24 protein-coding genes, 1 tRNA gene and 1 pseudogene are annotated in these 25,242 nt (G+C 61.8%); 10 read left to right on the top strand and 16 right to left on the bottom strand.

Translation table 11 applies throughout. The annotated features are described in order from the left end of the window. The first annotated feature begins 114 nt into the window (after positions 1 to 114). Positions 115 to 282, top strand: coding sequence for a DUF2986 domain-containing protein (locus L8I05_RS02585; RefSeq protein ID WP_242167089.1), 168 nt, complete (start codon positions 115 to 117; stop codon positions 280 to 282). Here L8I05_RS02585 and L8I05_RS02580 read toward each other — a convergent pair. The 8 genes from L8I05_RS02580 to L8I05_RS02545 all read right to left on the bottom strand — a co-directional run bounded on the left by L8I05_RS02580 (position 253) and on the right by L8I05_RS02545 (position 7,864). Further along, positions 253 to 1,236, bottom strand: coding sequence for a helix-turn-helix domain-containing protein (locus tag L8I05_RS02580; protein ID WP_242167088.1), 984 nt, complete (start codon positions 1,234 to 1,236; stop codon positions 253 to 255). The genes L8I05_RS02585 and L8I05_RS02580 overlap by 30 nt on opposite strands. Positions 1,237 to 1,240: 4 nt before the next feature. After that, positions 1,241 to 1,783 carry an isochorismatase family protein gene (locus L8I05_RS02575; protein ID WP_242167087.1) on the bottom strand — a complete coding sequence of 181 codons (543 nt, stop codon included), beginning with the start codon at positions 1,781 to 1,783 and terminating at the stop codon, positions 1,241 to 1,243. 102 nt (positions 1,784 to 1,885) lie between these two features. Further along, positions 1,886 to 3,253, bottom strand: coding sequence for an MFS transporter (locus tag L8I05_RS02570; RefSeq protein ID WP_242167086.1), 1,368 nt, complete (start codon positions 3,251 to 3,253; stop codon positions 1,886 to 1,888). A 180-nt stretch (positions 3,254 to 3,433) separates the two neighbouring features. After that, on the bottom strand, positions 3,434 to 4,372 hold the full coding sequence (locus L8I05_RS02565; protein ID WP_242167085.1) for a biotin-dependent carboxyltransferase family protein: 939 nt from the start codon (positions 4,370 to 4,372) through the stop codon (positions 3,434 to 3,436). Beyond that, a complete protein-coding gene (pxpB, locus tag L8I05_RS02560; RefSeq protein WP_242167084.1) occupies positions 4,369 to 5,133 on the bottom strand; it encodes a 5-oxoprolinase subunit PxpB in 765 nt (254 codons plus the stop codon). The genes L8I05_RS02565 and pxpB overlap by 4 nt, the downstream gene beginning before the upstream one ends. Positions 5,134 to 5,218: 85 nt before the next feature. After that, positions 5,219 to 5,644, bottom strand: coding sequence for a VOC family protein (locus L8I05_RS02555; RefSeq protein ID WP_177019074.1), 426 nt, complete (start codon positions 5,642 to 5,644; stop codon positions 5,219 to 5,221). Positions 5,645 to 5,754: 110 nt separating this feature from the next. Further along, complete coding sequence (locus L8I05_RS02550) at positions 5,755 to 6,630, bottom strand: LysR family transcriptional regulator (RefSeq protein ID WP_197627344.1); 876 nt, start codon at positions 6,628 to 6,630, stop codon at positions 5,755 to 5,757. A 22-nt stretch (positions 6,631 to 6,652) separates the two neighbouring features. Then, positions 6,653 to 7,864, bottom strand: a complete 1,212-nt coding sequence (locus L8I05_RS02545; protein ID WP_242167083.1) for a YeeE/YedE family protein — start codon at positions 7,862 to 7,864, stop codon at positions 6,653 to 6,655. Positions 7,865 to 8,025: 161 nt separating this feature from the next. Between L8I05_RS02545 and L8I05_RS02540 the strand changes: the two genes are divergently transcribed. Both L8I05_RS02540 and L8I05_RS02535 read left to right on the top strand, forming a co-directional pair. Beyond that, positions 8,026 to 8,463, top strand: coding sequence for a MarR family transcriptional regulator (locus tag L8I05_RS02540; RefSeq protein ID WP_242167082.1), 438 nt, complete (start codon positions 8,026 to 8,028; stop codon positions 8,461 to 8,463). Positions 8,464 to 8,612: 149 nt separating this feature from the next. Next, on the top strand, positions 8,613 to 9,857 hold the full coding sequence (locus tag L8I05_RS02535; RefSeq protein ID WP_242167081.1) for an MFS transporter: 1,245 nt from the start codon (positions 8,613 to 8,615) through the stop codon (positions 9,855 to 9,857). Here L8I05_RS02535 and L8I05_RS02530 read toward each other — a convergent pair. From L8I05_RS02530 to L8I05_RS02520, 3 genes and pseudogenes are all read right to left on the bottom strand, one after another. Continuing rightward, a complete protein-coding gene (locus L8I05_RS02530; RefSeq protein ID WP_242167080.1) occupies positions 9,832 to 10,698 on the bottom strand; it encodes a DNA/RNA non-specific endonuclease in 867 nt (288 codons plus the stop codon). The genes L8I05_RS02535 and L8I05_RS02530 overlap by 26 nt on opposite strands. A 25-nt stretch (positions 10,699 to 10,723) precedes the next feature. Then, positions 10,724 to 11,014, bottom strand: a pseudogene (locus L8I05_RS02525) (TetR/AcrR family transcriptional regulator); the annotation flags it as partial. A 21-nt stretch (positions 11,015 to 11,035) separates the two neighbouring features. After that, complete coding sequence (locus L8I05_RS02520) at positions 11,036 to 12,253, bottom strand: MFS transporter (protein WP_242167079.1); 1,218 nt, start codon at positions 12,251 to 12,253, stop codon at positions 11,036 to 11,038. A gap of 120 nt (positions 12,254 to 12,373) precedes the next feature. Between L8I05_RS02520 and L8I05_RS02515 the strand changes: the two genes are divergently transcribed. Beyond that, complete coding sequence (locus L8I05_RS02515; RefSeq protein ID WP_242167078.1) at positions 12,374 to 13,078, top strand: TetR/AcrR family transcriptional regulator; 705 nt, start codon at positions 12,374 to 12,376, stop codon at positions 13,076 to 13,078. Here L8I05_RS02515 and L8I05_RS02510 read toward each other — a convergent pair. Continuing rightward, positions 12,981 to 13,904 carry a LysR family transcriptional regulator gene (locus L8I05_RS02510; protein WP_242167077.1) on the bottom strand — a complete coding sequence of 308 codons (924 nt, stop codon included), beginning with the start codon at positions 13,902 to 13,904 and terminating at the stop codon, positions 12,981 to 12,983. The two genes, L8I05_RS02515 and L8I05_RS02510, sit on opposite strands and share 98 nt — an antisense overlap. 131 nt (positions 13,905 to 14,035) lie before the next feature. Beyond that, positions 14,036 to 14,932 (bottom strand): LysR family transcriptional regulator, encoded by an 897-nt coding sequence (locus tag L8I05_RS02505; protein WP_159958421.1) that lies wholly within the window; start codon positions 14,930 to 14,932, stop codon positions 14,036 to 14,038. 122 nt (positions 14,933 to 15,054) lie between these two features. Here L8I05_RS02505 and L8I05_RS02500 point away from each other — a divergent pair, with 122 nt between their 5' ends. The 4 genes from L8I05_RS02500 to L8I05_RS02485 all read left to right on the top strand — a co-directional run bounded on the left by L8I05_RS02500 (position 15,055) and on the right by L8I05_RS02485 (position 20,289). Beyond that, positions 15,055 to 15,720 carry an RraA family protein gene (locus L8I05_RS02500; protein ID WP_242167076.1) on the top strand — a complete coding sequence of 222 codons (666 nt, stop codon included), beginning with the start codon at positions 15,055 to 15,057 and terminating at the stop codon, positions 15,718 to 15,720. A gap of 2 nt (positions 15,721 to 15,722) precedes the next feature. Continuing rightward, a complete protein-coding gene (locus L8I05_RS02495; RefSeq protein WP_242167075.1) occupies positions 15,723 to 16,931 on the top strand; it encodes a pyridoxal phosphate-dependent aminotransferase in 1,209 nt (402 codons plus the stop codon). Between the two features lie 94 nt (positions 16,932 to 17,025). After that, positions 17,026 to 18,306, top strand: a complete 1,281-nt coding sequence (locus L8I05_RS02490; protein WP_242167074.1) for a cation:dicarboxylase symporter family transporter — start codon at positions 17,026 to 17,028, stop codon at positions 18,304 to 18,306. A gap of 120 nt (positions 18,307 to 18,426) precedes the next feature. After that, complete coding sequence (locus L8I05_RS02485; RefSeq protein WP_242167073.1) at positions 18,427 to 20,289, top strand: DUF3857 and transglutaminase domain-containing protein; 1,863 nt, start codon at positions 18,427 to 18,429, stop codon at positions 20,287 to 20,289. A 587-nt stretch (positions 20,290 to 20,876) separates the two neighbouring features. Here L8I05_RS02485 and L8I05_RS02480 read toward each other — a convergent pair. Continuing rightward, a tRNA-Asn gene (locus L8I05_RS02480) sits at positions 20,877 to 20,952 on the bottom strand. 87 nt (positions 20,953 to 21,039) lie between these two features. Continuing rightward, positions 21,040 to 21,924, bottom strand: coding sequence for a LysR family transcriptional regulator (locus L8I05_RS02475; protein ID WP_177019060.1), 885 nt, complete (start codon positions 21,922 to 21,924; stop codon positions 21,040 to 21,042). Positions 21,925 to 22,025: 101 nt separating this feature from the next. Between L8I05_RS02475 and lldD the strand changes: the two genes are divergently transcribed. Together lldD and L8I05_RS02465 are read left to right on the top strand one after the other, a co-directional pair. Further along, positions 22,026 to 23,168 carry an FMN-dependent L-lactate dehydrogenase LldD gene (gene lldD, locus L8I05_RS02470; protein WP_242167072.1) on the top strand — a complete coding sequence of 381 codons (1,143 nt, stop codon included), beginning with the start codon at positions 22,026 to 22,028 and terminating at the stop codon, positions 23,166 to 23,168. 280 nt (positions 23,169 to 23,448) lie between these two features. Then, on the top strand, positions 23,449 to 24,375 hold the full coding sequence (locus L8I05_RS02465) for a GGDEF domain-containing protein (protein ID WP_242167071.1): 927 nt from the start codon (positions 23,449 to 23,451) through the stop codon (positions 24,373 to 24,375). A gap of 22 nt (positions 24,376 to 24,397) precedes the next feature. Here the strand turns inward: L8I05_RS02465 and L8I05_RS02460 are convergent, their stop codons facing one another. After that, entirely contained in the window at positions 24,398 to 25,210 is an 813-nt protein-coding gene (locus L8I05_RS02460) for an iron-containing redox enzyme family protein (protein WP_242167070.1), read from the bottom strand. Positions 25,211 to 25,242 lie beyond the last annotated feature (32 nt).

Genomic DNA, 25,242 nt, shown 5'->3' with positions numbered 1-25,242 from the left:
TGCGTTCAGAGGTGGCGACGATGGACCTGAACCTGTATCGACTCCATAAACCCGGGACCAGACGCCATCACTCAGCTGATATCATGCACGCACTTACCCGCTGAGTAGCACACCATGAATCGCCAGAAAAAACTGCAGCAGCTCTTTAAGGCCAAAGCGAAAAAGGCCAGCGCCAAATTGGCACCCAAAAGCAAAGACAAATACATCAGCAAAGCCGACCGCGCCAAACTCGACGCCGAGGCTGAACAAGCGTCAACCACCGCCACCGACACGCCCAGCTGAAGGCGTCCCCGCTTCATATTTGCCCCAGATACGCCGCAGGTGCCGCGCCGAACCAAAGCCGGCGCGCTCGGCGACGGTTTCAATGTCCAGGCTCGACTCCACCAGTAATTCACGCGCCACGGTTAAACGCAGGGTGTGCAGATAATCCAGCGGGCTGATGCCGACGTGTTCGTGAAACAGTCGCGCCAGGTGGCGGCTGCTGGTGTAAGCCAGGCCGGCCATGCGCGTGACGGTCCATGCCTCGCACGGCGCAGCAGTCAGGGCGTCCTGCACCCGGTGCACGGCCGGATGCACGTGGTTGCGCCCGGCCAGCCACGGCGAAAGCTGCGGATCAGCGCCGCTGCGACGCAGGTACACCACCATGTCGCGCGCGACGGCGCAGGCCAGTCGTGGCCCGCCCAGCTCGGCGACCAGGTGCAGCATCAGGTCGATGCCTGCGGTCACACCGGCGCTGCAACTGACTGGGCCGTCGGTGACGTAGAGCCGGTTTTCGAGCACGCGGGCCTTGGGCGCCATGGCCTGTAATGTGGCGCACAGCGCGTGATGCGTGGTGCATTGGCGCCCATCGAGCAGCCCGGCGCGGGCGGCACTCAGCGCACCGGCGCATACACACACCAAACGCTCACCCGAAGGTGCGAACACGGTTTGCAGCCATTGGGTCAGCGTGTTGCTGGCTGACTCAAATGCCTGGCGATCAGCCTTGGTGACCTTCGACGTGGAGCCGACCACCACCACCAGCGTGCCAGGGGCCAACGCTTGCGGCAGCGGCGCCAACCCCGCCAGGGGCAAGCCGATGGACGTTTGCAGGGACGCTACCGGGCTGACGTACTGCAAATCGAAGTCGATGGCCATCGAGTCATCAACCTGGGCGGCGAGGCGCAGCACTTCGGCCGGGCCTGCCAGGTCGAGCATCAACACGTTGGGCAGCAGCACGAACAGCACCGGTACACTCACAAATTCAATCCTCCAATGCCTGGGCGACCGTGACGATGCGCGCAAATCGTTCTTCCAGCACCAATTCGGTACGCTCGCGAATCTCGGCGGCGGTATAGACCCGCCCACTGCGCGCGTGGGTCATGGCGAAGGTCAACGTCGCCTCGCTGACGAAATCCACGCGCAGGCCGCTGTCCGACGCCTGCCGCGTGGTGGTTTCACAGCACTGCTCGGTGCGAATACCGCTGATGATCACCTGGGTCACGCCCATCTCCGTAAGCCGCGCTGCCAGGGGCGTGCCGGCGAAAGCGCTGTGGAAGCGCTTATGAATGACCAGGTCGGGGTTGATCGACAATTCGCTCAACGCCCTGACATTGCCCGAGGCCAGGGAAAAATGCCCCTGGTCTTCCACATGGAAGACTTGTATCACCGGGATGCCGTGTTGAACACAGCCATCGATGAGCGCTTGCTGTTTTTCCAGGTAAGCCGGCAGGTCAGTTTCGGACCAATAGGTTGAATGGCGAAATGAATGCTGGGCGTCGATAACGATCAGGGCTTTGCGACTCATGATAGGTCCTCAGGGCTGGCGATTGATGCAAGCCATGGTAGGCACGCCCGCGAGCGAGCAACAGGCGCGTGCCGGACCACTTCAGGACGGATTCGGACAGGCTTAACGGCGCAGCTCGCCCTGGGAGGTTTCGCGCAAGGTGGTCAACGCAATCAACGCACACACCGCCGCGCCAGCCATGAAAAAGCCTGGAACCAGCAGGTTGCCGGTCGAGCCGATCAGCGAGGTGACGATGTACGGCGTGATCCCGCCGCCCAGGATGGCGCCCAGGTTGATGCTGATCGCCATGCCGGTGTAGCGAACCCGAGTGGGAAACTGTTCCGCATACGTCGGGTAGCCGACCGACTGGATCACCGGCATGGGCAGCGTCGCGACAAAAAATGCGATGACCGCGATGAACAGGCTGCTGTTGTTCATCAACACCATCATCGGGATCACCAGCACCGCATACCCGACAAAGCCGATGGCCAGGGCTTTCTTGCGCCCGATGCGGTCAGACAGCCCACCCCAGAATGGCATGAGCGCGGCCATGCACAGGCTGACGCCGGCGATCACCCAGTAGATCCTGGATTTTTCGAAATGCAGGTAGGTGGTCAGGTAGATGTTCATGAACACCAGGCCGATGTAGTACCCGGCATTCTGCGCAAAGGCGAACACCACTACCCGCAGCACCGCCGGCAGATTTTGCGTGAGCACCTCTTTGACCGGTGCGGTGGGCGGTTTTTCCACCGCGAGAAAGGCTTTGAACTCAGGCGTTTCCTCGACGTTGTGGCGCATGATGCACGAGAAGATCACCAGCGGAATGGCGAGGAAAAACGGTATACGCCATGCCCAGGCTTGCAGTTGCTGCGCGTCGACCAGCCCGGTGGTAATGCCGCAGATAATCGCCGCCATTGACCCGCCAATCGCCACGCCGACCGGGGTGAAAGCACCGTAGAACCCGCGCCGGCCTTTGGGCGAAGACTCGGCCAGGAAGGCGGCCGCGCCGATCACCTCACCGCCGGCGAAAAAGCCTTGGGCCAGTCGAATCAGCACCAGCAGAATCGGCGCGACAATCCCCACCTGGGCCGACGTGGGTAGCAGGCCGATCATCGCCGTCGCGCTGCCCATGCCGATCACCGTGCTCAGCAGCACCTTGCGCCGCCCGATACGGTCGGCCAGCCGCCCCAGCAGAATACCGCCCAAGGGCCGAATCAAAAACGCACTGCCAAACACCGCCAGCGTGGCCAGCAGTGCGGCAGCGGCGTTATCACTGGGGAAGAATAACGGCGCGATAATCGTCGCCATAAAACCGTACACGCCGAACTCGTAATACTCCACCGCCGTGCCGGTAGCGGCGGCGATGGCGGCACGCTTGGCGATCCTGGTGGCATTGCTTTGCGCGGTTTGATTGCGCTCACCAAAAGCGCTCGTGGGGGCTGTCGTTGGGGCTGTTGTTGGAGACGTTGTTCGGACTGTAGTAGCGATCATTCGAGACATAAACACCTTCCACTCTGACCACAGGTCATTTGAGTTATTGAGGTGGATTGCTCCACCCAGAAGTAAACCCGTCGCAAACCGAGGGGTTTCAATGCTCGACAGTAGGAATCTTGAAAGTGGGACTCATCATGCAGCGCTCCTGTTTTTATTATTCGGTAGCGACGGGTGGGGTTAGTGGGCGGCCTCCAATCGTTTCAGCGTGCGCGCACGCGTCACGAGCAGTTGCTGCGCGGTGGGCAAATCAATCAGGGCAAAGCGCACTGCATCGCCTGGCATCAGTTGCGCCAGCTTGGGCAAATCCACACTCGCGACCTGCGCAATGCGCGGGTAGCCACCGGTGGTTTGGCGGTCGGCCATCAGCACGATCGGCTGGCCGCCTGCGGGAACTTGCACGGTGCCGAAGGCCACGCTTTGCGACAGCAATTGCCTGGGCTGGGTCAGGTCCAGGCCGGGGCCTTCCAGCCGGTAGCCCATTCGGTCCGACGCGGCGGTCATCAAATAGGGTTCGCAGAGAAACGCATGCCGCGCCGACTCCGAAAACTGCGCCCACTCACGGCCATGCAATACGCGGATAGAGACGGGGCTGGTCTGCTTGCCGACCAGCAAACCCGAGGGAATATTCAAGCGCGGCGGGTTGGCAAAGGATGAGCAAATGGGCAGCACATCACCGGCCTGCAGCGCGCGCCCGCACATCCCGCCAAAGCCTCCCCGGCTGTAAGTGCTGTGGCTGTTCATCACCGGTTGCAGCAGGTAGCCGCCACTCACGGCGAGATAAGCCCGCGCGCCGTATTCACGCTTTTCGAAGCGCAGCACCGCGCCCGGTTTTACCCGCACGGCTTGCCCCGGTTTCAGCGCAGCACCGTCCAGGCTGGCGCCCAAGTCGGCGCCGGCCACGGCGATCAGCGCCTGCGCCTGAAAACACAGCACCGGGCCTTGAACGGTCATTTCCAGGGTCGCGGCGCTCGTCGGGTTGCCCACCAACAGGTTGGCCAGCGCATGCGCGTCCTGGTCCATCGCGCCGTTGACCGGCACGCCCCAATGCTGGAAACCCACGCGCCCGCTGTCCTGAAACGAGGAAAACAACCCGGGCCGGATCACATGGATGCTCATCGCAGTGCTCCGGCCAGTTGCTCAAATTCACGCGCCGTGATCGGCACAAAGCGTACTTGATCGCCGCCGCTCAACAGGCACGGCGGCTGGTTGGCCGGGGTAAACATCGGCAACGGCGTGCGGCCGATGATGTTCCAGCCGCCCGGCAAATCGGCGGGGTAAATCACGCTCTGGCAGTTGGCCAAGCCCACGCTGCCTTGCTTGACCAGCGTGCGCGGCACCGCCCGGCGCGCCAGCTTCAGCGCGGGCGGGTGCATGCCGATATAGGGATGGCCCGGCGCGAAACCGACCATCAGCACATCCACCCATTGCCCGCTGTGCGCGGCGATTACCTCGCCAGGGCTCATGTTGCTGGCACTGGCGATGTCGAGCAGATCGGGGGCGTAATCGCCCTCGTAGCACACGGGGATTTCCAGCCGTTTCGGAGTGACACGCGGCACGTTCTGCTGCTGAGCCAGCGCGTGGTCCAGCACGTGGGCAACGGCATCGTAAGGCGATAATTCGGGGTACAACGTGGCGAACACGTCGGGGGAATAATGCACGCCCACCGACACCATCGCCGGGATCACATCGGTAACCCCGCTGAGCAGCCCGCGCGCCAACAGGTCATGCAGGGTTGCGCTGAACGCCACGGCGCGGCGATTGGCGTGCGCACTGAACACGGTCGCAAACACCACCACGATGCAGCTGTCGCCACAGGGCTCGAACTGCCAGCACTGTTCGGCACGCACGGGCCGAAACTCACAGTCAACGTCAGACATCACGGCACTTCTCTCAGGCGGCAGGCATGCAGCTACACGTCTTGTTAACGCCGTCGCACGGCTGGCGACGGTCGCACGGGGGCACTTACTTGGCGAACAGCAGGCTCATGTCTTTGAACGCCTTGAACTCCAGCGCGTTGCCGCACGGGTCAAACAGAAACATGGTGGCTTGCTCGCCGACCTGGCCCTGGAAGCGAATGTAGGGTTCGATCACAAACTGTGTTCCACGCGCGCGCAGGCGCTCGGCCAAGGCTTCCCACTGTTCCCACTGCAAAATGATGCCGAAATGCGGGACCGGTACGTCGTGGCCATCGACCGGGTTGGAGTGCACCGATTCCTGGGATTCAGTCTTGGGGTGTTCGTGAATAACCAACTGGTGGCCGTAAAAGTCGAAGTCGACCCATTGGGCGCTGGAGCGACCTTCGGAGAGGCCAAACACGTCGCCATAGAAGTGGCGAGCGGCGGCGAGGTCGTAGACGGGAATAGCTAAATGGAAAGGCGAAAGGCTCACGGTGGTTACCTGCGGGTTCTGTTATTCAAAACCCGATTCTTCACCAGAAAGACCGCGCAATAAAGCGCATATCTTTGGCCCTGAGCCTCAATTTTTTCGATGCTCGCGCCCTACTTCGGCGCACCCAGCACTTCTATGACGCACGCCCTGAATAACTCGAAGAGTGGCAGTTGGCGCTGGGTGTACTTGGTCAGCAGGACAATTTCGCGATAGAACGTGAGTGCGTCCAATCGCAAAACCCGCACGTCGCTATCGTGTTCCAGCCACAAACCGGCCAAAGGCACCAGGGACACGCCGAGGCCGCTGCGGACCATCTTGACGATGGCGTCCAGCTCGTCGAGTTCCAGTGCCTGTTGCGTCTGGATTTTCTGCTCCTTGAGAAACTGCGTGACCTGGCGCCCGCCGAACGAGCCACGGTCGTAACGCACAAAGGGCTGCTCGCGCAGGATCTGCAACGGGTCGTCGCCCGGTACGTCCTTGGCGGTAATCAGCACAAAGGGTTCGCGGGCGATGACCTCGATGTTCAGGTCCTTGGGCAGGTTGAACGGCGGGTGGATCATGATCGCCAGGTCCAGCTCACCGGCATCGACCTGGCTGAGCAGGTTCAGCGAGACTCCCGGCACCAGGTTGACCTCGATGAACGGCGCGCGCTGTTTAAGCGCCACCAACGCCTTGGGCAAAAGGCCGGTTTGCACACTGCCGATGGCGCCGATGCGCAAGGAGCCGTGGAAGTTGTTGGCCTTGTCCGGGGTGCCCATGCGCGAGAAGATATCGAGGATTTCCTCCGCCAGCGGCACCGCGCGCTGCCCCGCCGAGTTGAGCGTGGCGGAGCGGCCGGTACGGTCAAACAGCTTCACCCCGAGCGCGTCCTCAAGGTGCTTGATTTGCGCGCTCACCGCCGATTGCGTCAGCCCCACCTGCTGGCCGGCGGCGGCAAAGGTGCCGCGCCGCGCCGCACTGACAAACGTCCTCAACTCTCTGATCATGCCGCCTACCTCATGGGTTGATTCAGCAACCGCTCAATGCCACCTGCGGCCGCTCGCCTGCAAAGAACCATGGACGCAACCGCACGCCCACGCTGTTACCGATAAACGCCGCCACCAACCACACCCAGCCATGCAGGCTGCCCGAGGCGATACCGCTGAAGTACGCGCCGATATTGCAGCCGTACGCCAGCCGTGAACCGTAACCCAGCAACAAGCCACCGATCACCGCCGCCACCAGCGAGCGCGCCGGGATGTTCAAGCTGGGCGCAAAACGCCCGGCCAGACCTGCCGCCAACAGCGCGCCGAGGACGATACCGATGTCCATGACGCTGGTGATGTCTTCCCACACCGGCGCGGCCAGGGCCTTGGCATTGCCCGGCATTTGCCAGAACGCCCAGCTGGCCACATCCACACCCAAACCGCTGGCGACCTTGGCGCCCCACAACGCGAACGCCGAGGTAATGCCCCATGGCCGCCCGGCCAGCGCCAGGGTTGCATAGTTGAGCAACGCCAGGCCAATCGCGCCCCACACCAACGGCCATGGCCCGCGCAGAAAACGGCGCAGACCGGTGTGTTCGCTGGTCACGCCCGCTTCGAGCTGGCCATGACGGGCCTTCTCCAATCGCACGCTGACCGCTGCAATGATCGCGAACACGGCCAGGCTCAAGAGCAACGCCGGCACGACGCCGAAGCTTTTGACGATGGACACCGCCGGGAACGCCGGCAGCGCAAACCACCAGTCGACATGCTGGGTGGCGATCAACGAACCGCAAATGAAGAAGAACAGCGTCACCAACATGCGCGCATTGCCGCCGCCCACGGTGAACAACGTGCCCGAGGCACAACCACCGCCCAACTGCATGCCAATGCCAAAAATAAACGCACCGAACACCACCGAAACACCGGCCGGTGCCACCAGCCCAACCACCGGCTGACCAAACAATGTGCCCGCGCCCAGCGCCGGGAAAAACAGCAGCACCGCCACCGCCAGCATCACCATCTGTGCACGCAAGCCGGCGCCACGCCGATCATTGATGAACACGCGCCAGGCTGAGGTGAAGCCGAAAGCGGCGTGATACAGGGTCAAGCCCAGCGCCGCGCCGACCACCAGCAACAGCACCTGGCGCGAGCCGACGCTGTTTTGCAGGAACACGGCGCCCGCCACCAGGATGATAAACGCCAGCAGCGGCGCGATGGGTTTGCGCGCGGGGGCCAGGGAGAGAGAGGTGCTCATGGGGGATCTCGGGTTGTTTGAGTTTGAAGGTTTGCAATGGGGGGCGAGTATAAACCGAGGGGGTTGTTGTGGTGAGCTCGCCACAACAAGTACCCTTTCATGAAGAAAAATTTATACAGCCAAACTGTAGAGTTTTCCTGCACGGGTGCTACGGTTAAGGCATGACCGACTCCTCTCCTGGCACCGCCACCCTGGCCGCCGAACTGCGCATCTCCCTCGGCAAGCTGATCCGCCGCCTGCGCGAGCAAACCCACCGCGACGATTTCACCACCGCGCAGAAGTCCGTGCTGCTGCGCCTGGACCGCGATGGCCCGACCACCGTGTCCGCCCTCGCCCGCGCTGAAAGCGTGCGCCCGCAATCGATGCGCATCACCGTGGCCGGGCTAGAACTGATGCAGGCCGTCAGCGGCAAGCCGGACCCTACGGATGGCCGGCAGACGCTGATCGAACTGACGCCCACCTTGCGAAAACACCTGACTGAAAGCCGCGCCGCCAAAGACGATTGGCTGCTGCGCGCGCTGCAAGAACAACTCTCGCCCCAGGAACAAGACGAACTCGCCGCTGCGGTGAAACTGCTGGAGCGCCTCGCCGACTTTTGAATCACCTGATTGAGGAAATAGCATGGCTGTCACCTCGCTGGATGCAACAACCACCCTGATCATCGTGGACCTGCAACACGGCATTATCGGTTACCCCTTCATTCATCCAATTGGCGCGGTGATCGAGCGCCGGGGGAACTGAAACAGCCATGAGTTTTCTCGGTACGTTCCGCTCGCTGCGCAGCCCCAACTACCGCATCTGGGCCGCCGGCGCGCTGGTGTCCAATGTCGGCACCTGGATGCAACGCACCGCCCAGGATTGGCTGGTGCTCACCCAACTGACCCCGCACAACGCCGCCGCCGTGGGTATCGTCATGGCGCTGCAGTTCGGGCCGCAGCTGTTGTTGCTGCCGTGGACCGGCTTTGCCGCCGACCACTACGACCAGCGCAAGCTGCTGATCGTCACCCAGGCGGTGATGGGCCTGCTCGCGTTGACGCTGGGGGTGTTCACCATTACCGGCTTCGTGGAGCTGTGGCATGTGTACGTGTTCGCGTTTTTGTCCGGCTGCGCCTCTGCATTCGATGCGCCGGTGCGGCAGATCTTCGTCGCGGAGTTGGTGGGCGAGAAGGACCTGTCCAACGCCATCGCGCTGAACTCGACCTCGTTCAACATGGCGCGCATGATCGGCCCGGCCGTGGCCGGCGTGACCATCGCCTCGGTCGGCACCGGCTGGGCGTTCCTGCTCAATGGCTCGAGTTTTTTCGCGGTGCTGGCGTCGTTGTTTTTCCTGCGCGTGGCCGGCAAAAACCCGAAGGTGCGCGCCCTGCGCACCAAAGGCAGCCTCACCGAGGGCATGCGTTACGTATGGGCGCGGCCGGACCTGAAGGCGATCCTGTTGATGCTGTTTCTGATCGGCACCTTCGGCATGAACTTCCCGATTTTTATCTCGACCATGGCCGTCACCGTGTTCCATGCCGATGCGCGCGGCTATGGCCTGCTCACCTCGACCCTGGCCATTGGCACCATCGCCGGCGCACTGATTGCGGCGGGCAGCGAGCGGCCGCAGTTCAAGTCACTGCTGACGGGTGCCGCGGTGTTTGGCTTCGGCTGCGTGCTGGCGGCATTGGCGCCGAACTATTGGACGTTCGCCATTGCGCTGGTGATCATCGGCGTGGGCGCCATGACCTTCAGCAACACCACCAACAGCCTGATGCAACTCACCACCGAGCCCGCGATGCGCGGCCGGGTGATCGCCCTGCGCGTCGCCGTCGCCCTGGGCGGCACGCCGATTGGCGCGCCCATCGTCGGCTGGGTCGCCGACCACTTGGGCCCACGCTGGGCACTGGTGGTCGGCGCGGTGTCGGGCGTCCTGGCGGTGGGCGTGGCGCTCTATACGATCAAGCGCCAGCTGGATCGGCCACAGACGATCAAGTCCGACCCACCGACCCCGTAACCGGCAAGTTGCCCAGCAGCTTGAGGCCGGTGCTCTTCACAAAGGTGTCGTAGTCCATCGGCTTCTGGATGCGCGTTTCAGTGTTGGGCAACACGTAGGCCCAGGCGCGTTTCGAAGAGGCGTCATACACCAGCTTGAACAGGCGCGTCGGCACCCACACCTTGTTGTCGCCGACGGTGCCGTAACCGGCGTCAAACAAAGGGCCGGTGAACACGAACACATTGCCGCCGGCACGCACGGCGAACTTGCGCACATCGGCCTCGACCTTGCTCCAGATCTTGCGGTTGTTGGTGGGGTCTTGCGGCACCATGTTCGACAGCGCGAAGGACTGCGCCATGGCATTGGCGCTCGGCGCATCGGCAGCCGGCGACTGGTGGCCACGGTCCACGGCCGGATGCTGGCTGCGGTAGTCGCTCAACTCGGCGCGGGCGCCTTTGGGAATGCGCGGGTCCGGGTAGAACTGGTTGGTGCGCTCCTCGCCTTTGGCGTCTTTCAACTGCGCGGCATTCAGGCGCTCGACCACCACCAGCGGCGTCTTGCTGGTTTGCGAATAGAGCACCGCGAAATTATCCGAACACAACGCCAGGGGCTTCATCGTGGCGGGCACGGTGGCGGTGTTGATCGGTGTAGCACCGGGGAACAGATCGGCGCAGCTGTCGAATGAGGGTTGCTGCTGTTTACTGGAATAAAGATCGAGGGCCGCGCGCTGGCTGATCGAGCCTGAGCGCGAAGTGTGTTCCGGGGCGGGTGGCTTGATCAGGTCCAGCAGGCCACGCGCCTGTGCCCCTGAGGTGAACAAAAATAACGCCGACAAACTGACTGCAATAATGCGTAAGTGCATGTTTCATATCTTAAAGTGAGGGGCCTTATGGACCCTCACATTGCACTTTAGTGCGACCCAACCTGATCGAATTCCAGGCCGCTTCAGCCAGCAGTTCGCGATACTCCCAAGGGCTCTTTTTAACCTTCGCCGACAGCCACGCCCGTGAGTAGCTTTCGGCCGCGCCGATGATCAACGAGGGGATCAGTTCGGAGGGCAGATGGCTCAAGTGCACCCATTCGACGTAGCTGTGCACCAGCCCCACCACGCCAGCGTGCGCCGTGTGCGCATCCTGCAAATAACGGTCGCGCAGGGTGGCCTGGTCTTCGAGGGCAGCTCGCTTAGGTCCCGGCCTGGCTCAATGCCCCGCCACCGCAGGCCCATCGGCTGACCGCCGTCCCGGTTTGAAGCCATGGGCATGCGCCGACCACGCGATCACCAGTGCCACCAGCAGCAACATCAGCATCGCCCAGGGAAATGACGCGACGCCCCAACGATCCAGCAGCACACCGCCGACCACGCCGCTGCCGGCAATCGCGCTGTTCCAGGCCACCACGTTCAGCGACAGCGCCACGTCCGCGCCGTCACCGGCAGCATCGGCCAAGGCGGTCTGCAGCAGGGTCGCGGCACCGCCAAAACTCAGCCCCCAGACGGCCACGCCGAGGTAAATCACCTGCGGCATATCGCCCGCAAAACCAAACACCACACTCACCGCCGCAAACGTCGCCAGGCTCACCAGCACCGTGCGCCGCAACAGCGGCTCGACCAACCTGGCCGTCAACCAAATCCCCGCCAGCGCGGCAACCCCGAACACCAGCAGCACCACATCCACACGACTGCCCAGGCCGGCCGGCAGCAAAAACGGCGCGATGTAGGTGTACAGAATGTTGTGCGCCAGCATCCAGCTGATCACCACCGCCAGCACCGGGCGCACACCGGGCGTGGTCAGCACTTTGCCCAGCGACACGCGCTGATGCGCAGCCTGTGGCGGGTAGTCCGGGACCTTCACCAGCACCCATACGATCAGCACCAGCGTCAGCGCCGACATGAGGCCGAACGTGGTGCGCCAGCCCACCAGGCCGCCCAGCCAGGTGCCGAGCGGCACGCCCAACGACAGCGCAATCGGCGTACCGACCATCGCCAGGGCCAGTGCCCTGCCCTGTTGATGCGGCGCGACCATGCGCCGGGCATAACCGGCCAGCAGGCTCCACGCCAACCCCGCCGCAACCCCGGCAAAGAATCGCGCCACCAAGGTGACGCCGTAGTGCGACGACAGCGCCGTGATGGAGTTGAACAGCAGAAAACCGACGACGGTCAGCAACAGCACATTGCGCCGACGCCAGCTGCGCGTCGCGATGGTCATGGGGATCACCGCCAGCACCGAGCCGAGCGCGTAGGCGGTGACCATCTGCCCGGCCATCGACGGCGAAATCGCCAGGCCGGCGCTGATCAACGGCAACAGGCCGGCGGGCAGGGTTTCGGTGACGATGCAGATGAAACCGGTCATGGCCAAGGCGAGCAAAGCGCCGATGGGCAGACGGTCGGATGACGCGGATAAGCTGAGAGAGGGTGTCACGGGAGACTCCTTGAAACGATTTAAATACTGATCGATACAAATGTTGCGTGCAACGTACGTGCATTGTCAACAACTTATGTATCGACTAGTATTTATCTCGTTCTGCACAGGAGATTTGACATGGCACAAATGGGCCGCCCGCGTAATTTTGACCGCGACCACGCCGTGGAACAGGCGCTGCACCTGTTCTGGCAGCACGGCTACGACGCCACCTCCCTCGCCCAACTCAAGGCGGGCCTGGGTGGCGGCATCTCCGCGCCGAGTTTTTATGCCGCATTCGGCTCCAAAGAAGCGCTGTTCGATGAGTGCGTGCAACGCTACCTGGCGACCTACGCCCAGGTCACCGAATGCTTGTGGGACGAAACCCTGCTACCGCGCAAGGCCCTCGAAACCGCACTGCGCCAGTCGGCGCGCATGCAGTGTGACGACGGGCACCCCAAGGGCTGCATGGTCGCGCTCGGCGTGATGAGTGCACCGAGCCCGGAGAATGCGCGAGTGACGCAGGCGTTGACGCATTCGCGCGCGCGAACGCGGGCGGGAATAGTGGCGTGTGTTGAACGCGGCATACGTGCCGGGCACCTGCCAAGCACGCTGCATGCGCCGTCAATGGCGGCGGTGTTTGATAGTTTTCTGCAGGGCGTTTCGATATTGGCGCGCGATGATGTGCCGTATCAGGTGATCGACGCGGCGATCAGTCAACTCCTGCAGACGTGGGACATTGCCGCCTCTACGACGCCGCCCACGCGTGCCGACACGCCATTAAAAAATCCACAAACGCCCGCACCCGATGCGGCACATAACGCCCATGGGGATACAACAACGTAAACGGTCGCGAGCGCCCGCCAAACGGTTTCAACACTTCCACCAGCGTGCCGTCAGCCAGCTCCTGCTCGACGATGAACTTGTAGGTCTGAAACAGACCCGCGCCATGTTTGGCCAAGGTCACGCCGCCCAGCACGTCATGGGAAATGCTGTACCCCGCCTGCCCCGCAAACTCGTATTCCTGGCCTTGCACCTGGAACAGCCAGGGAATACGCCGACCATTGCTGGGCAGTTCAAATTGAATGCACTCGTGCGACGGCAAGTCCTGCAATGTCTGCGGCGTGCCGGCGCGTTGCAGGTAGGCCGGGGCGGCGACGACCACCAATTCAGCGTCCTCCAGCAACCGTGCAATCAACGACGAGTCGGGTTGGGCACGCACGCGAATCGCCAGGTCATAACCTTCGGCGACGAAGTCGATATTGCGGTTGCTGATGTGGATGTCCACGCTCACTTGCGGGTAGAGCGCGCGAAATGTGGGTAGCAGCGGCAACAAGCGGTGATGGGCATAGGTGGTCGGGACGCTGATACGCAATTGGCCGGACGGCACCGACTGCGCGCCCATTACTTCCTGCTGCGCCTCCACCAATTGGGTCAGGGCCTGGCGGCACTGTTGGAAAAACGTGCGGCCGCTGTCGGTCAGGCGGATGCTGCGGGTAGTGCGCACAAACAGGCGCGAGCCCAGGCGTTCTTCCAGGCGCGAAATGCCGCGGCTCACGGCGGCCGGGGTTACGCCGGCCACCTGCGCGGCGCCGGTGAAGCTACTGGCCTCGGCGGCGAGGCAGAACAGCTCGATGCTGCCCAGCTGCAAATCTTCGAAATGGCGCTTCATGATTGATTACACCAGGTATCGATAAGCGGAGAATAGGCTCTGTTTACCAATACCTGGCGTACAAATACAGCGCTTTGAGCCGCACAATAGTCTTGTGGCGAGCCTGCTTGCCATAACAGGTTGGGTTACCGCTAGAGCAACAACCTGGAAAAATCGCAGCACGCCTGCGCCATCTGCGCCACGTCCTGGTTCAGGCCAAACTGGCGGTCCACCCGGTGCAACGCCACGTAGCGCACGCTCGGCAGTTCCGGTTGCGTCACCAGCGCACGCAATGTGCCTTGCTCGATCAGGTGCGACAGGCAGACCTTGGGCAGATAGCTCACGCCGATCCCCGACAACGCCAACCCGACCTGCACCAACAGGTTGTGGCTGGTGAGCGTGCGCGGCATCTGCACGTTGTGCGCGGCCAGCCAGCGCTCGTAGATCAAGCCGGTGCCCGACTGCGCGCCCTGGGTCAGCACGGTGTAGCTGGCCAGCGTCTCCAGGCTGATCGGGTCGGCGTCCGGGACCAGCCCGGGCGAGCACATCCAGGCGTTTTCCACGCTCTGCAACGGCGTGCTGTGAAAGCGCGGGTCGCTGTAGACCTCCGGCACGATCACCAGGTCGAGCTGGTCGCTTTCCAGTTTGCGGAATAGCTCACTGCTGAGTTCCACCGACGGTTCGATCTGCACTTTGGGGTAGGCATGGCGCAGTGCGTCGACCAGGGCCGGCAACCAGGTGAGCGCCGTCAACTCGGTGACACCCAGGCGAAAGCGCCGCACCAGCACTTCGCGGGCGCTGACGCGTTCGAGCAATTGGTCGCGGCTCTTGAGCAGGTCGCGGGCGTAGTCGAGCAGTTCGCCGCCCTTTTCGGTCAGCCGCGCATTGCGTTTGCTGCGGTCGAAAATCTCCACATCGAAGGTGTCTTCCAGCTCCTGGATGCGCTTGGAGATGGCCGACTGCGACATGTTCAGCTTGTTCGCCGCCGCTTCGAAGCTGCCCAACTCAGCGATCCAGTACAGCGCGTCGATTTGCTTGAAGGTAATCATGGCGGCAAATTCATGAGAAAAAGCGATGCTATCACATCATAAAATATCGCTAAAACTGTCCGTTCATCGCTCCTAAGATCCGGTCATAGCCCGTCGCTATCCAACGATTCTGGAGATTTGCCATGTCCTTGCCCGGTTCCCGCATCCTTCCCAACGCGCCGATGGCTTCGGCCGAGCTGGTCGAAGCGTTTGCCCACGTGGTCACGCCGCATATCAGCGACAATCTCGGCCGCCACATCGGCGCCCGTGGGCTGAAGCGCTACAACCGCACCGGCAAGCTGGTAGGCACGGCGATCACGGTCAAGACCCGGCCCGGAGACAACCTGCTGATCTACAAGGCCATGAGCCTGATGCAACCCGGCCACGTGCTGGTGGTGGACGGCCAGGGCGACACCAATAACGCGGTGATCGGCGAGCTGGTCAAGCTCTACGCCCAGCAACGCGGCTGCGTCGGCTTTGTGATCGACGGCGCGATTCGTGATGTCGCCAGCTTTGAAGACACGCCGTGTTACGCCCGCGCCGTGGTGCACACCGGCCCGTACAAAACCGGCCCAGGTGAGGTGAATGTGCCGGTGTCGATCGGCGGCATGCTGATCAACCCGGGCGATTTGCTGGTGGGCGATGAAGACGGCCTGGTGGCCTTCTCCCAGGCTGACGCCGCCGAGGTGCTGCGCCGCGCCGGGCAACATGCCGAGCACGAAGAAGCGGTCAAGGCCGAGATCGCCACGGGCGCCGTGCGCCAGAGCTGGATCGACAAGGTGCTGGCCAACGCCGGCTTGGCGGACTGAACATGAGCACTGCATTTCTTTCCGAGCGTGTGCTCGGCATCCAGCCGTCACCGAGCATCGCCGCCAATGCGCTGGTCACCGAGTTGCGCGCCCAGGGCCGCGACATCGTCAACTTCACCGTCGGCGAGCCGGACTTCGACACCCCGGCGCATATTCTCCAGGCCGCCAGCCTGGCGATGCACAACGGCGACACCCATTACACCGCCACCACCGGCACCCTCGCGCTGCGCCAGGCGATCTGCCTGAAACTGCAACGTGACAACGACCTGGCGTACGGCCTGGACGAAGTGGTGGCCGGCTGCGGCGGCAAGCACATCATCTATCACGCATTGGCCGCCACGCTGAATCGCGGCGACGAGGTCATCGTGCACACGCCGTATTGGGTGTCTTACCCGGATATCGCGCGACTGAATGACGCCACGCCGGTGATTATCCCCGGCGACGAAACCCTGGGCTTCAAGTTGGCTCCCGAGGCCCTCGAACAGGCGATTACCCCACGCACCAAATGGGTGATCCTCAACAGCCCGAACAACCCCAGCGGCGCGGTGTACAGCGAGGCTGAACTGCTCGCGCTGGCCGAGGTTCTGCGTCGCCATCCCCATGTGCTGATCATGGCGGATGAGATCTACGAGCACTTCGTTTATGGCGATGCCCGCCACGTACCGCTGACGCGCCTGGCGCCGGATCTGAAACCTCGCACATTGATCGTCAACGGCGCCTCCAAGGGCTACGCGATGACCGGCTGGCGCCTGGGTTTTGGGGCGGGGCCGGCGTGGTTGATCGCCGCCATCGCCAAGTTGCTGTCGCAAACCACCACCTGCCCCAGCTCCTTGAGCCAGGCCGCTGCCGTGGCGGCCTTTGCCGGTGAGCAGGCGCCCATTGCCGACATGCGCGCGGAGTACGTGCAGCGTCGCACATTGATGCTGGGTCGCTTGGCCGACATTCCGGGCTTGAGCGTGACCCCGCCGGACGGCGCGTTCTATGTGTTCGCCAACGTCAGCGCGCTGATGGGCAAACTCACCGCGCACGGTGAAACGCTGCAAAGCGACACTCAACTGGTGGACTACCTGCTGCGCGACTACGGGCTGGCCACGGTCAGCGGCGCGGCGTACGGCATGTCGCCGTATGTGCGCCTGTCTTTCGCCAGCGCGCCGGACGTGATCGAAGAAGGCTGTCGTCGCCTGAAAGACGCCTGCCACGACCTGCGCTGACACCCTTCGCTGTACCCGGCGGCCAACGGATGGCCGCTGTTTTGACTGCCTAGAACAACAACTTAAAATCATTGATTACAAATGAGGCATTCCTATGCACACGCCCCGCATCGCGCTGGTCTGGCAAATCATGATCGGCTTGCTCGCCGGTATCGCCCTGGGTGCCCTGTTGCACCGCTTTCCCGAATCCCGGCCGTGGCTGGTGGACAACCTGCTGCAACCGGCCGGCGATATCTTTATCAAGCTGATGAAAATGATCGTGGTGCCTATCGTGTTCGCCTGCATGGTGGTGGGCATTGCCGGGCACGGTGACGGCAAAACCCTGGGCCGTATCGGACTGAAATCCCTGAGCTATTTTTTCTGCATTACCACCCTGGCGATCATTGTCGGGCTGATCATGGGCAACCTGTTCAAACCCGGCGCCGGCACTGAACTGGCCAGCCTGCAGGCGGCGAACATTACATTGCCGACCAGCAACGGTGGCGGTCACAGCCTGGGGCAAATCATCGTCGGCATCATCCCCGACAACGTGATCAGCGCCATGGCCCAGGGCAGCCTGTTGTCAGTGTTGTTTTTCGCGGTGATGTTCGGACTCGGCGTCTCGCGCTTGCCCGCCGAGCGCAAAGACCCGGTAATCGCCCTGTTGCGCGGTGTGTCGGAGGCGATGTTCAAGGTCACTTCGATGATCATGGCCTACTCGCCCATCGGCGTGTTCGGGATGATCGCGGTCACCGTCGCCAATTTCGGTTTCGGCTCGCTGATGCCGCTGGCCAAGCTGATCATGGTGAGTTACCTGTCCATCGCGTTCTTTGTGCTGGTGGTGCTCAACCTGGTCGCGCGGATGTGCGGGATCAACCTGTTCGCGTTGATGCGCCATATCAAGGATGAACTGGTCCTGGCCTTCTCCACCGCCAGCTCGGCGGCGGTGATGCCGCAACTGATGAAAAAGCTGGAAACCTACGGCGTGCCGCCGTCGCTGGTGAGCTTTGTGGTGCCGGTGGGCTACTCGTTCAACCTCGACGGAGCGTCATTGTTCCTCGGTATCGGCACGCTGTTCGTGGCGCAGTTGTATGGCATCGATCTGAGCCTGGCGGACCAGGCGTTGCTGGTGGTGACCATGGTGCTTACCTCCAAAGGCGCGGCCGGTGTGCCGGGGTTTATGTTTGTGATTCTGTCGGCCACGCTGGCCAGCGCCGGGTTGCCGTTGGAGGGCATTGCGTTTATTGCCGGGGTTTATCGGCTGATGGAAATGCCGACGACGGCGCTGAATGTGTTGGGTAATGCGTTGGCGCCGTTGGTGATTGCGAAGTGGGAGCGGCGTGGGGCAGACACTGCGTCACAGAGCGATACCCAGACGCTTCCCACACGACTCTAAGCAACAAAAATAGCCAGGCTCACTGCCACTTCTATATAGTAACGCTTCGCATTTAGCGGTTTACCAGAGGAACGCGCGCCCTCGCCCAGACGGCGCGCGTCATTGTTTAGAAGGATCTTTATGCAAAGCGTTACGCTCTTCCCGGCGCGCCTGTTCGGTGCAGCGGTGGTGGTCGTCTGCGGGCTGTTCAGCGCACAGGCAAATGCCGATTACACCGACCGTTCCCTGACCGTCGAAAAAAATAGCCAGGCCTACGTGGTCAATGCCGACGGCAGTTTTGTGCTCGACTTCGAGCTGGTCTCGCGCATCAATGAGGAACGCGCGATCAAGCCCAACGCGCAACGCTCGGTGAGCTTCAACCGCTCGCTGGAAACCGTGGACATCGTGGAGGCCTACACCCAGAAAGCCGACGGACGCAAGGTGCCGGTGGCTGCCGACCAGATCAAGGAACAGCAGGAGCAGGCCTCAGCCGAAGCGCCGATGTTCCAGGACTCACGCGTCAAAGTGGTGATCTTCCCTGACGTAGCCGTCGGTGACCGCATGGTCTTGCGCTACCAGCGCCATCGCACCACCGCGATGTTCCCCGGACAGTTTGAAGACCTCTACGCGCCGGATTTCTACGAGAACCAACAGATCCACTTCACCTACGACATGCCAGCCGACATGCCCTTGTTCGCTGACGTAAGGGGTTTCAAAGCCGCCGAGCCCACCACCGCCAACGGGCGAAAAATCTACCGCTGGGACCTGCAACCCACGCAGAAAAACCGCGTTGAAGTCGGCTCCGTCGCCTACACCGATTACGGGCAACGCCTCGCCGTGTCGACCTTCACCGACTACAAACAGTTTGCCCAGGCATATGCCGCCAGGGCGCAGGTTGAGGTGACGCCCGCCATTACCCAACTGGCCAGGGAACTCACCGCCAACCTGGATACGCCGCGTAGCAAAGCGCTGGTGTTGAGTGACTGGGTGCGCAAGAACATTCGCTACGTCGCGGTTTACGTCGGCAATGGCGGCGTGGTGCCGCACGCGGCGCAGGCGGTGCTGGATAACCGTTATGGCGACTGCAAGGACCACGTTGCCTTGCTCGAAGCGCTGCTCAAGGCGGTGGCCATCGAAAGCTCGCCCGCGCTGATCAACCTCGGCGACGCCTACGTACTGCCGAAGGTGCCGACCCTGGGTTTGCTTAACCATGCGATCACTTACGTCCCGACCCTCGACCTTTATCTGGACTCCACCGCAACCCCCATCGCCGCCGGCTACCTGATGATTCCGGAACTGGGTAAACCCGTGTTGCTGACCCAGAGCGGCGAACTGGCGCGTACACCTTCAAACCAATTGGGCAAGGTGGACGGCACGCTGCACTTCAAGATCGACCCGAGCGGCGCGGCGGACTTCACCAACGGCACCACGGTGGAAGGCTGGGCCACGGAGCTCAATCGTTTCCTGTTCAAATCCATCATGCCTGCCGACCGTGATCAACTGACCCAGAAAGTCCTCAGCATGTACGGGCAAACCGGCAGCGGCAAGATTGAAACCGACCCCTTGGAAGGCAATGCCGCCACCTTCACGTCGACGGTCAAAGGGCGTACCGACAACCTGGTCAACCTGCCCGGCCCCACGGGCGTACCGACGCTCAGCAGCCTCGCGGGCGGCATCGGCCAGAACGTGTTCAGCCTCATGGCGGAACAAGACCGCACGCAGGCCTTCATCTGTACTTCCGGCACGATTGAAGAAAAAGCGCGCTTCGACTTCCCCAAACAATTGAATATCCTCGCGGTGCCCAAGGCTGTAACGCTCAACACCGGTGGATTCAACTACCAGACCACTTACGTCAAGGAAGGCAACAGCGTACTCATCACCCGCAGCTATGCGTTCAGCCACCCCGACGCGCTGTGCAGCCCGCAGGATTTTGTCGCCATGAAGCCGGCGATTGAAGGCATGGTCAACGACCTGAAAAGCCAGATTATCGTGCAGACGTTGTAACCCCGTCTCACTGATTCTCTGTGACAGGCTGATGCGCGGGAAGCCACACAGAACTTTCAGTTGAACACACCGAAAACTAGCGCGGTGAGTGCTGAGCTATCGACACACCACCCGCCGTCGCTTTTACCTCTCAAGCGACCGTTTTTTGGTCACCATTCACAGACTTAAAGCGCATGCCTGTGAGTCCAGCCATTTCAAAGCGGCGCTTGAGATCTTCATTTGCGTGCACCTTGGCCTCATCCGATGCTCGAAGTACTCCCACACGATTGCGGGGTCGATATTTTCCCGTCGCACTATCTCATCGACGACTGCCTGATCACCCGCGTCATGGAAGATCCCAAGCGTTGATAGCGTTTCAACCGAAGGACAATAAGCGGTTATCCAATCGCCGCAGCGATTACACAGGCGGTGGGTGGGGCGAGTGATCATCGGGTCAGTCCATGCGCGGGTGATTCGATACAGTAGCTTGGATCATGAAACGATGCGTTGATGAGAGACGGCTTCATGCACACTCACGCTGCGCGATGATTGCCGCGAGAAAATCTGGGCAAAAAAAAAGCCTGCATCTCTGCAGGCTTTTCTCTATCTGGCTCCACGACCTGGACTCGAACCAGGGACCCAATGATTAACAGTCATTTGCTCTACCAACTGAGCTATCGCGGAATGCGCCGTATGTTACTGATTAAAAAGAAGAAGTCAAGCACCGAGGGTGCATTCGGCGAAATCCCTGCAAATCACCGCTGCCACCCTCTACACCGGGCTGGCCATTTCCCTGGCCAAATCCAGCCAGGCGCGGGCCGCCGGTGGCAGGTGCGCGCTGGCGCGCCAGGCCAGGGCGATGTGCCAATCGGTGTGGGGTTCGTCCAGCGGGATCAGGGCGATGCCGGGATGTTGGTGCTTGTGCGCGAGCATGCGTGGCAGGAAGGCGACGCCCAGGCCTGCGGACACCAGGTCGACGATAAAGTCGATTTGCCCGCTGCGCGCAGTCACCCGTGGCGTGACGCCTTTGCGTTCGCAGGCAGCGAGGATCTTGGCGTTCAGGGCGAAGCCGGCTTCGAACAGGATGAACGGTGAGTCGGCCAGGTCGGTGAAGTCGATGCGTTTGCGCCGGGCCAGCGGATGGCTTATCGGTAATACGGCCATCAGCGGTTCATTGCGCACGGGTTGGTAGTCGAACCCTTCATCCGCCGGTAATAACAAGGCCGCCAGGTCGACCTCGCCGGCTTCCAGGCATTCGCGCAGGCGTTTGCTGCCGTATTCGGTGAGTTCGATCTCGATGTCGGGGTAGCGCGTGCGGTAAGCGGCGAACATCGCCGCAAACAGGACGCCGCAGCCCACGGGCGGCAGGCCGATGCGCAACACGCCGCGCTTGAGGCCGCGCAGGTCGTTGATCTCGGCAACCAGGTCGCTCTGCTCGGCCAGCAACACCAGCGCGCGCCGGTAGGCAATTTCGCCGGCGGCGGTGAGTTCGTTGCGGTGGCCGAGGCGATTAAGCAGCGGTGTGCCCAATTCATCTTCCAGCGTTTTCACCGCCTTGCTCACGGTGGATTGGGTTAAGGCCACCACGTCAGCCGCTTGGGAGAAGCCGCCTTGGCGCACCACTTCAACAAAGGCACGCAATGTTCGCAGGTTCATCGGTATTCCTTTAGCGACTGGATACTAGTAAGAAAAGTTGTTTTTATCATGCCAGCTTTTTGCTTATGGTGGAGCGACCTTGCGCTATGGAGAACCCGTTCATGATTATCTCGTCCGCCTCCGACTACCGTGAAGCCGCCAAGCGCAAGCTGCCGCGCTTTCTGTTCGATTACATCGACGGTGGCGCCTACGCCGAGCACACGCTGCGCGCCAACAGTTCGGAGCTGGCCGAGATCAGCCTGCGCCAACGCATCCTGCGCAATGTCGACAACCTCAGCCTGAAGACCACCTTGTTCGGCCAGGAATTGGCCATGCCGGTCATTCTCAGCCCGGTCGGCCTGACGGGCATGTACGCGCGGCGTGGTGAGGTGCAGGCCGCCAAGGCGGCGGCGAACAAGGGCGTGCCGTTCTGCTTGTCGACGGTGTCGGTGTGCTCGATTGAAGAGGTGGCATCGCAAAGCCCGCAGTCGATCTGGTTCCAACTGTATGTGCTCAAGGATCGCGGCTTTATGCGCAACGCCCTGGAGCGCGCGCAGGCGGCCGGTGTGACCACGCTGGTGTTCACGGTCGATATGCCCACGCCGGGTGCACGCTACCGCGATGCGCACTCGGGCATGTCCGGGCCGTTCGCCGCTTCGCGGCGCATGTTGCAAGCTGTGACCAAGCCGCAATGGGCCTTCGATGTGGGGCTGATGGGCCGCCCGCACGACCTGGGCAATATTTCCAAATACCTCGGCAAGCCGACGCACCTGGAAGACTACATCGGCTGGCTGGCGAACAATTTCGACCCGTCGATCAGCTGGAAAGACCTGGAGTGGATCCGCGAGTTCTGGAAAGGCCCGATGATCATCAAAGGCATTCTCGACCCACAGGACGCTAAGGACGCCGTGAGTTTCGGCGCGGATGGCATCGTCGTCTCCAACCACGGCGGCCGCCAGCTGGACGGCGTGCTGTCCACCGCCAAAGCCTTGCCGCCGATTGCCGAAGCGGTAGGCGATGACCTCACGGTGCTGGTGGACTCGGGCATTCGCTCCGGGCTCGATGTGGTGCGCATGCTCGCCCTGGGCGCCAAGGGTTGCCTGCTCGGGCGCGCCAACGCTTATGCACTGGCTGCCGATGGCCAGCGCGGGGTGGAAAACCTGCTGGATATCTTCGCCAAGGAAATGCGGGTAGCCATGACGTTGACCGGCGTCACCTCAATCGATCAGATTGACCACACAACGTTGGTTCAATCAGCCAAATAACCGGCGCCATTCGCTGACGGCCGTTTTTGCCTTTAAAAACGGTCGTTGATTTATAAAGAGTTTTAATAAGTTAAACGAAGTGGCATGAATCTCGCTCTAACCCAATCCAGCAGGTTAAGCGATGACAAGACGTGTGGCAGGGCCCAGGGGTTATAACCCCGGGAAAAGCGGTTTAAACTGTTTCCAATGTTTTACGGAACTGAAGGAACAGTAAGACGCTTGGCATTCGCCACTCTCATCGAGCCTGTAAGACAGTTAAGTGCTTAGAGGCCGTCAGCTTATGAAATCACCGACCCAGACCAACGCAATTGACTTCGACAGTGCCAAATTGCAACGCCTGGGGTTTGGTCAACCATCCCTTCGTCCCCGTCGCCCCGTCACCTTCAACGAACTGCGCCAGCAACTGGGTCAGCAATTGCAGACCAGCCTGGAGCCGGAACGCATCCTTGGCCTGTTCTTTCGTGAGATCCAGCGCCTGGTGCCCTTGGACGCCTTGCAGTATCGCCATGAAGCCAGCGACCTGCGCCTGGAATTTGGCCATCGCGGCCACCACTCGGTGAGCTACACCTTGAGCCATGAAGGCGAGCATTTAGGCGAGCTGATATTCCGTCGCAACCAACGCTTGATGGACGACGAACTGAGCCAATTGGAAGCGCTGCTGGCCACCTTGCTCTACCCGATGCGCAACGCCCTGCTCTACCGCGCCGCCACACGCAGCGCACTGCGCGATCCGTTGACCGAAACCGGCAATCGCATTGCCATGGACCAGACCCTGCAACGGGAAATCGACATGGCCCGGCGACACATGAGCCCGCTGTCGTTGCTGATGCTGGACATCGATCACTTCAAGAATATCAACGACACCCACGGCCATGCGGCTGGCGACAAGGTACTGCGCGCCGTGGCCGGTTCGATCAAAAGCCAGCTGCGCAACGTGGACATGGTGTTCAGGTTTGGCGGCGAAGAGTTTCTGATCCTGCTGTCGAACACCGGCCGGGATGCCGCCAGCATGGTCGGCGAGCGCTTGCGCCGGGCTGCACAGGCTCAGGATTATTGGGCGGATGACACCAAGATTGAATTGACGGTGAGCCTGGGTTGCTCAACCTTGCTGGCCGCCGAGTCTGCCGACAGCCTGCTGCGCCGCGCTGACAGCGCCTTGTACGTGGCCAAGCGCGAAGGCCGCAACCGCTTGGCAATGGCGGGGTAAACACCCCGCCACCACGCTTGGATCACGCCTCGCTGGCGACGCGTGCCTGACGCTCGCGAATCGCTACGGGCGCCGTATCCTTGGCTTTCTCATTCTCCAAGCGCATGCAACTTTCCAGAAACAGGAACATGTAGTCGTAGCTCTTGCACACGGCCTGGCGCAGTTCTTCCTGCAGGGGTTTGCTCGGGTTCATCCCCGCCAGGGTGCAGATAATTTCCAGGGCTTCCCACGGGTGGGCGTCGTCGTACTGGGCGTGCATCTTCAGCCACTTCATCGCGCGCTTGCGATCTTCCTCAGGGAAGGCGGCCGCATACACGCCGGTAGAACACACCACGGCGGACCACTCCCCCGTCGCCCCTTCGATGGCGTAGTTGGTCGCAGCAATCGCCACGATCAACGAATCGGCCGAGCTGGTATGCCAGCACCAATGACTCAGTGCGTGCAATTCAGGCGGTACGTTCTGCGCTTGCAGCTCTTCAAGGCTGACGCCATGGGCGCGGGCCCAATGTACCCAGTAATCGGCATGGTTCAGTTCCACGCGAATATTACGCATCAGCCAACGGCGCGCCATATCCTCCCCAGGATGGCGGGCAAACTTGGTCTTGGTCAGGTTTTGTGCCATGTACAAGGCAAACTGTTCCACCACTGGCCAGCCACCGATAAGGTAATGGCGCATGGTCTTGGCGCTGAGCGTGTTGTCACGCATGCGCTGATACAGTTCGTGCTCGACAACTCGGCGCTTGCTCTCGCTACAGGCCTGGATCAATTCTTGCGCCCAGGCAGGGTAACTTGAGGCTTCCATAAGCGGGCCGGTTCTGTTGAAGGTGTCGATCACTGTAAGGCTCCTTTTAAAGTGTGATTGTACAG

Source organism: Pseudomonas sp. MONT-RG-20F-20-E-7-02, assembly GCF_022662395.1.
Lineage (GTDB): Bacteria > Pseudomonadota > Gammaproteobacteria > Pseudomonadales > Pseudomonadaceae > Aquipseudomonas.
Note: the sequence above shows the minus strand (reverse complement) of the source record. Positions and strands in the feature narration are given on the sequence as shown.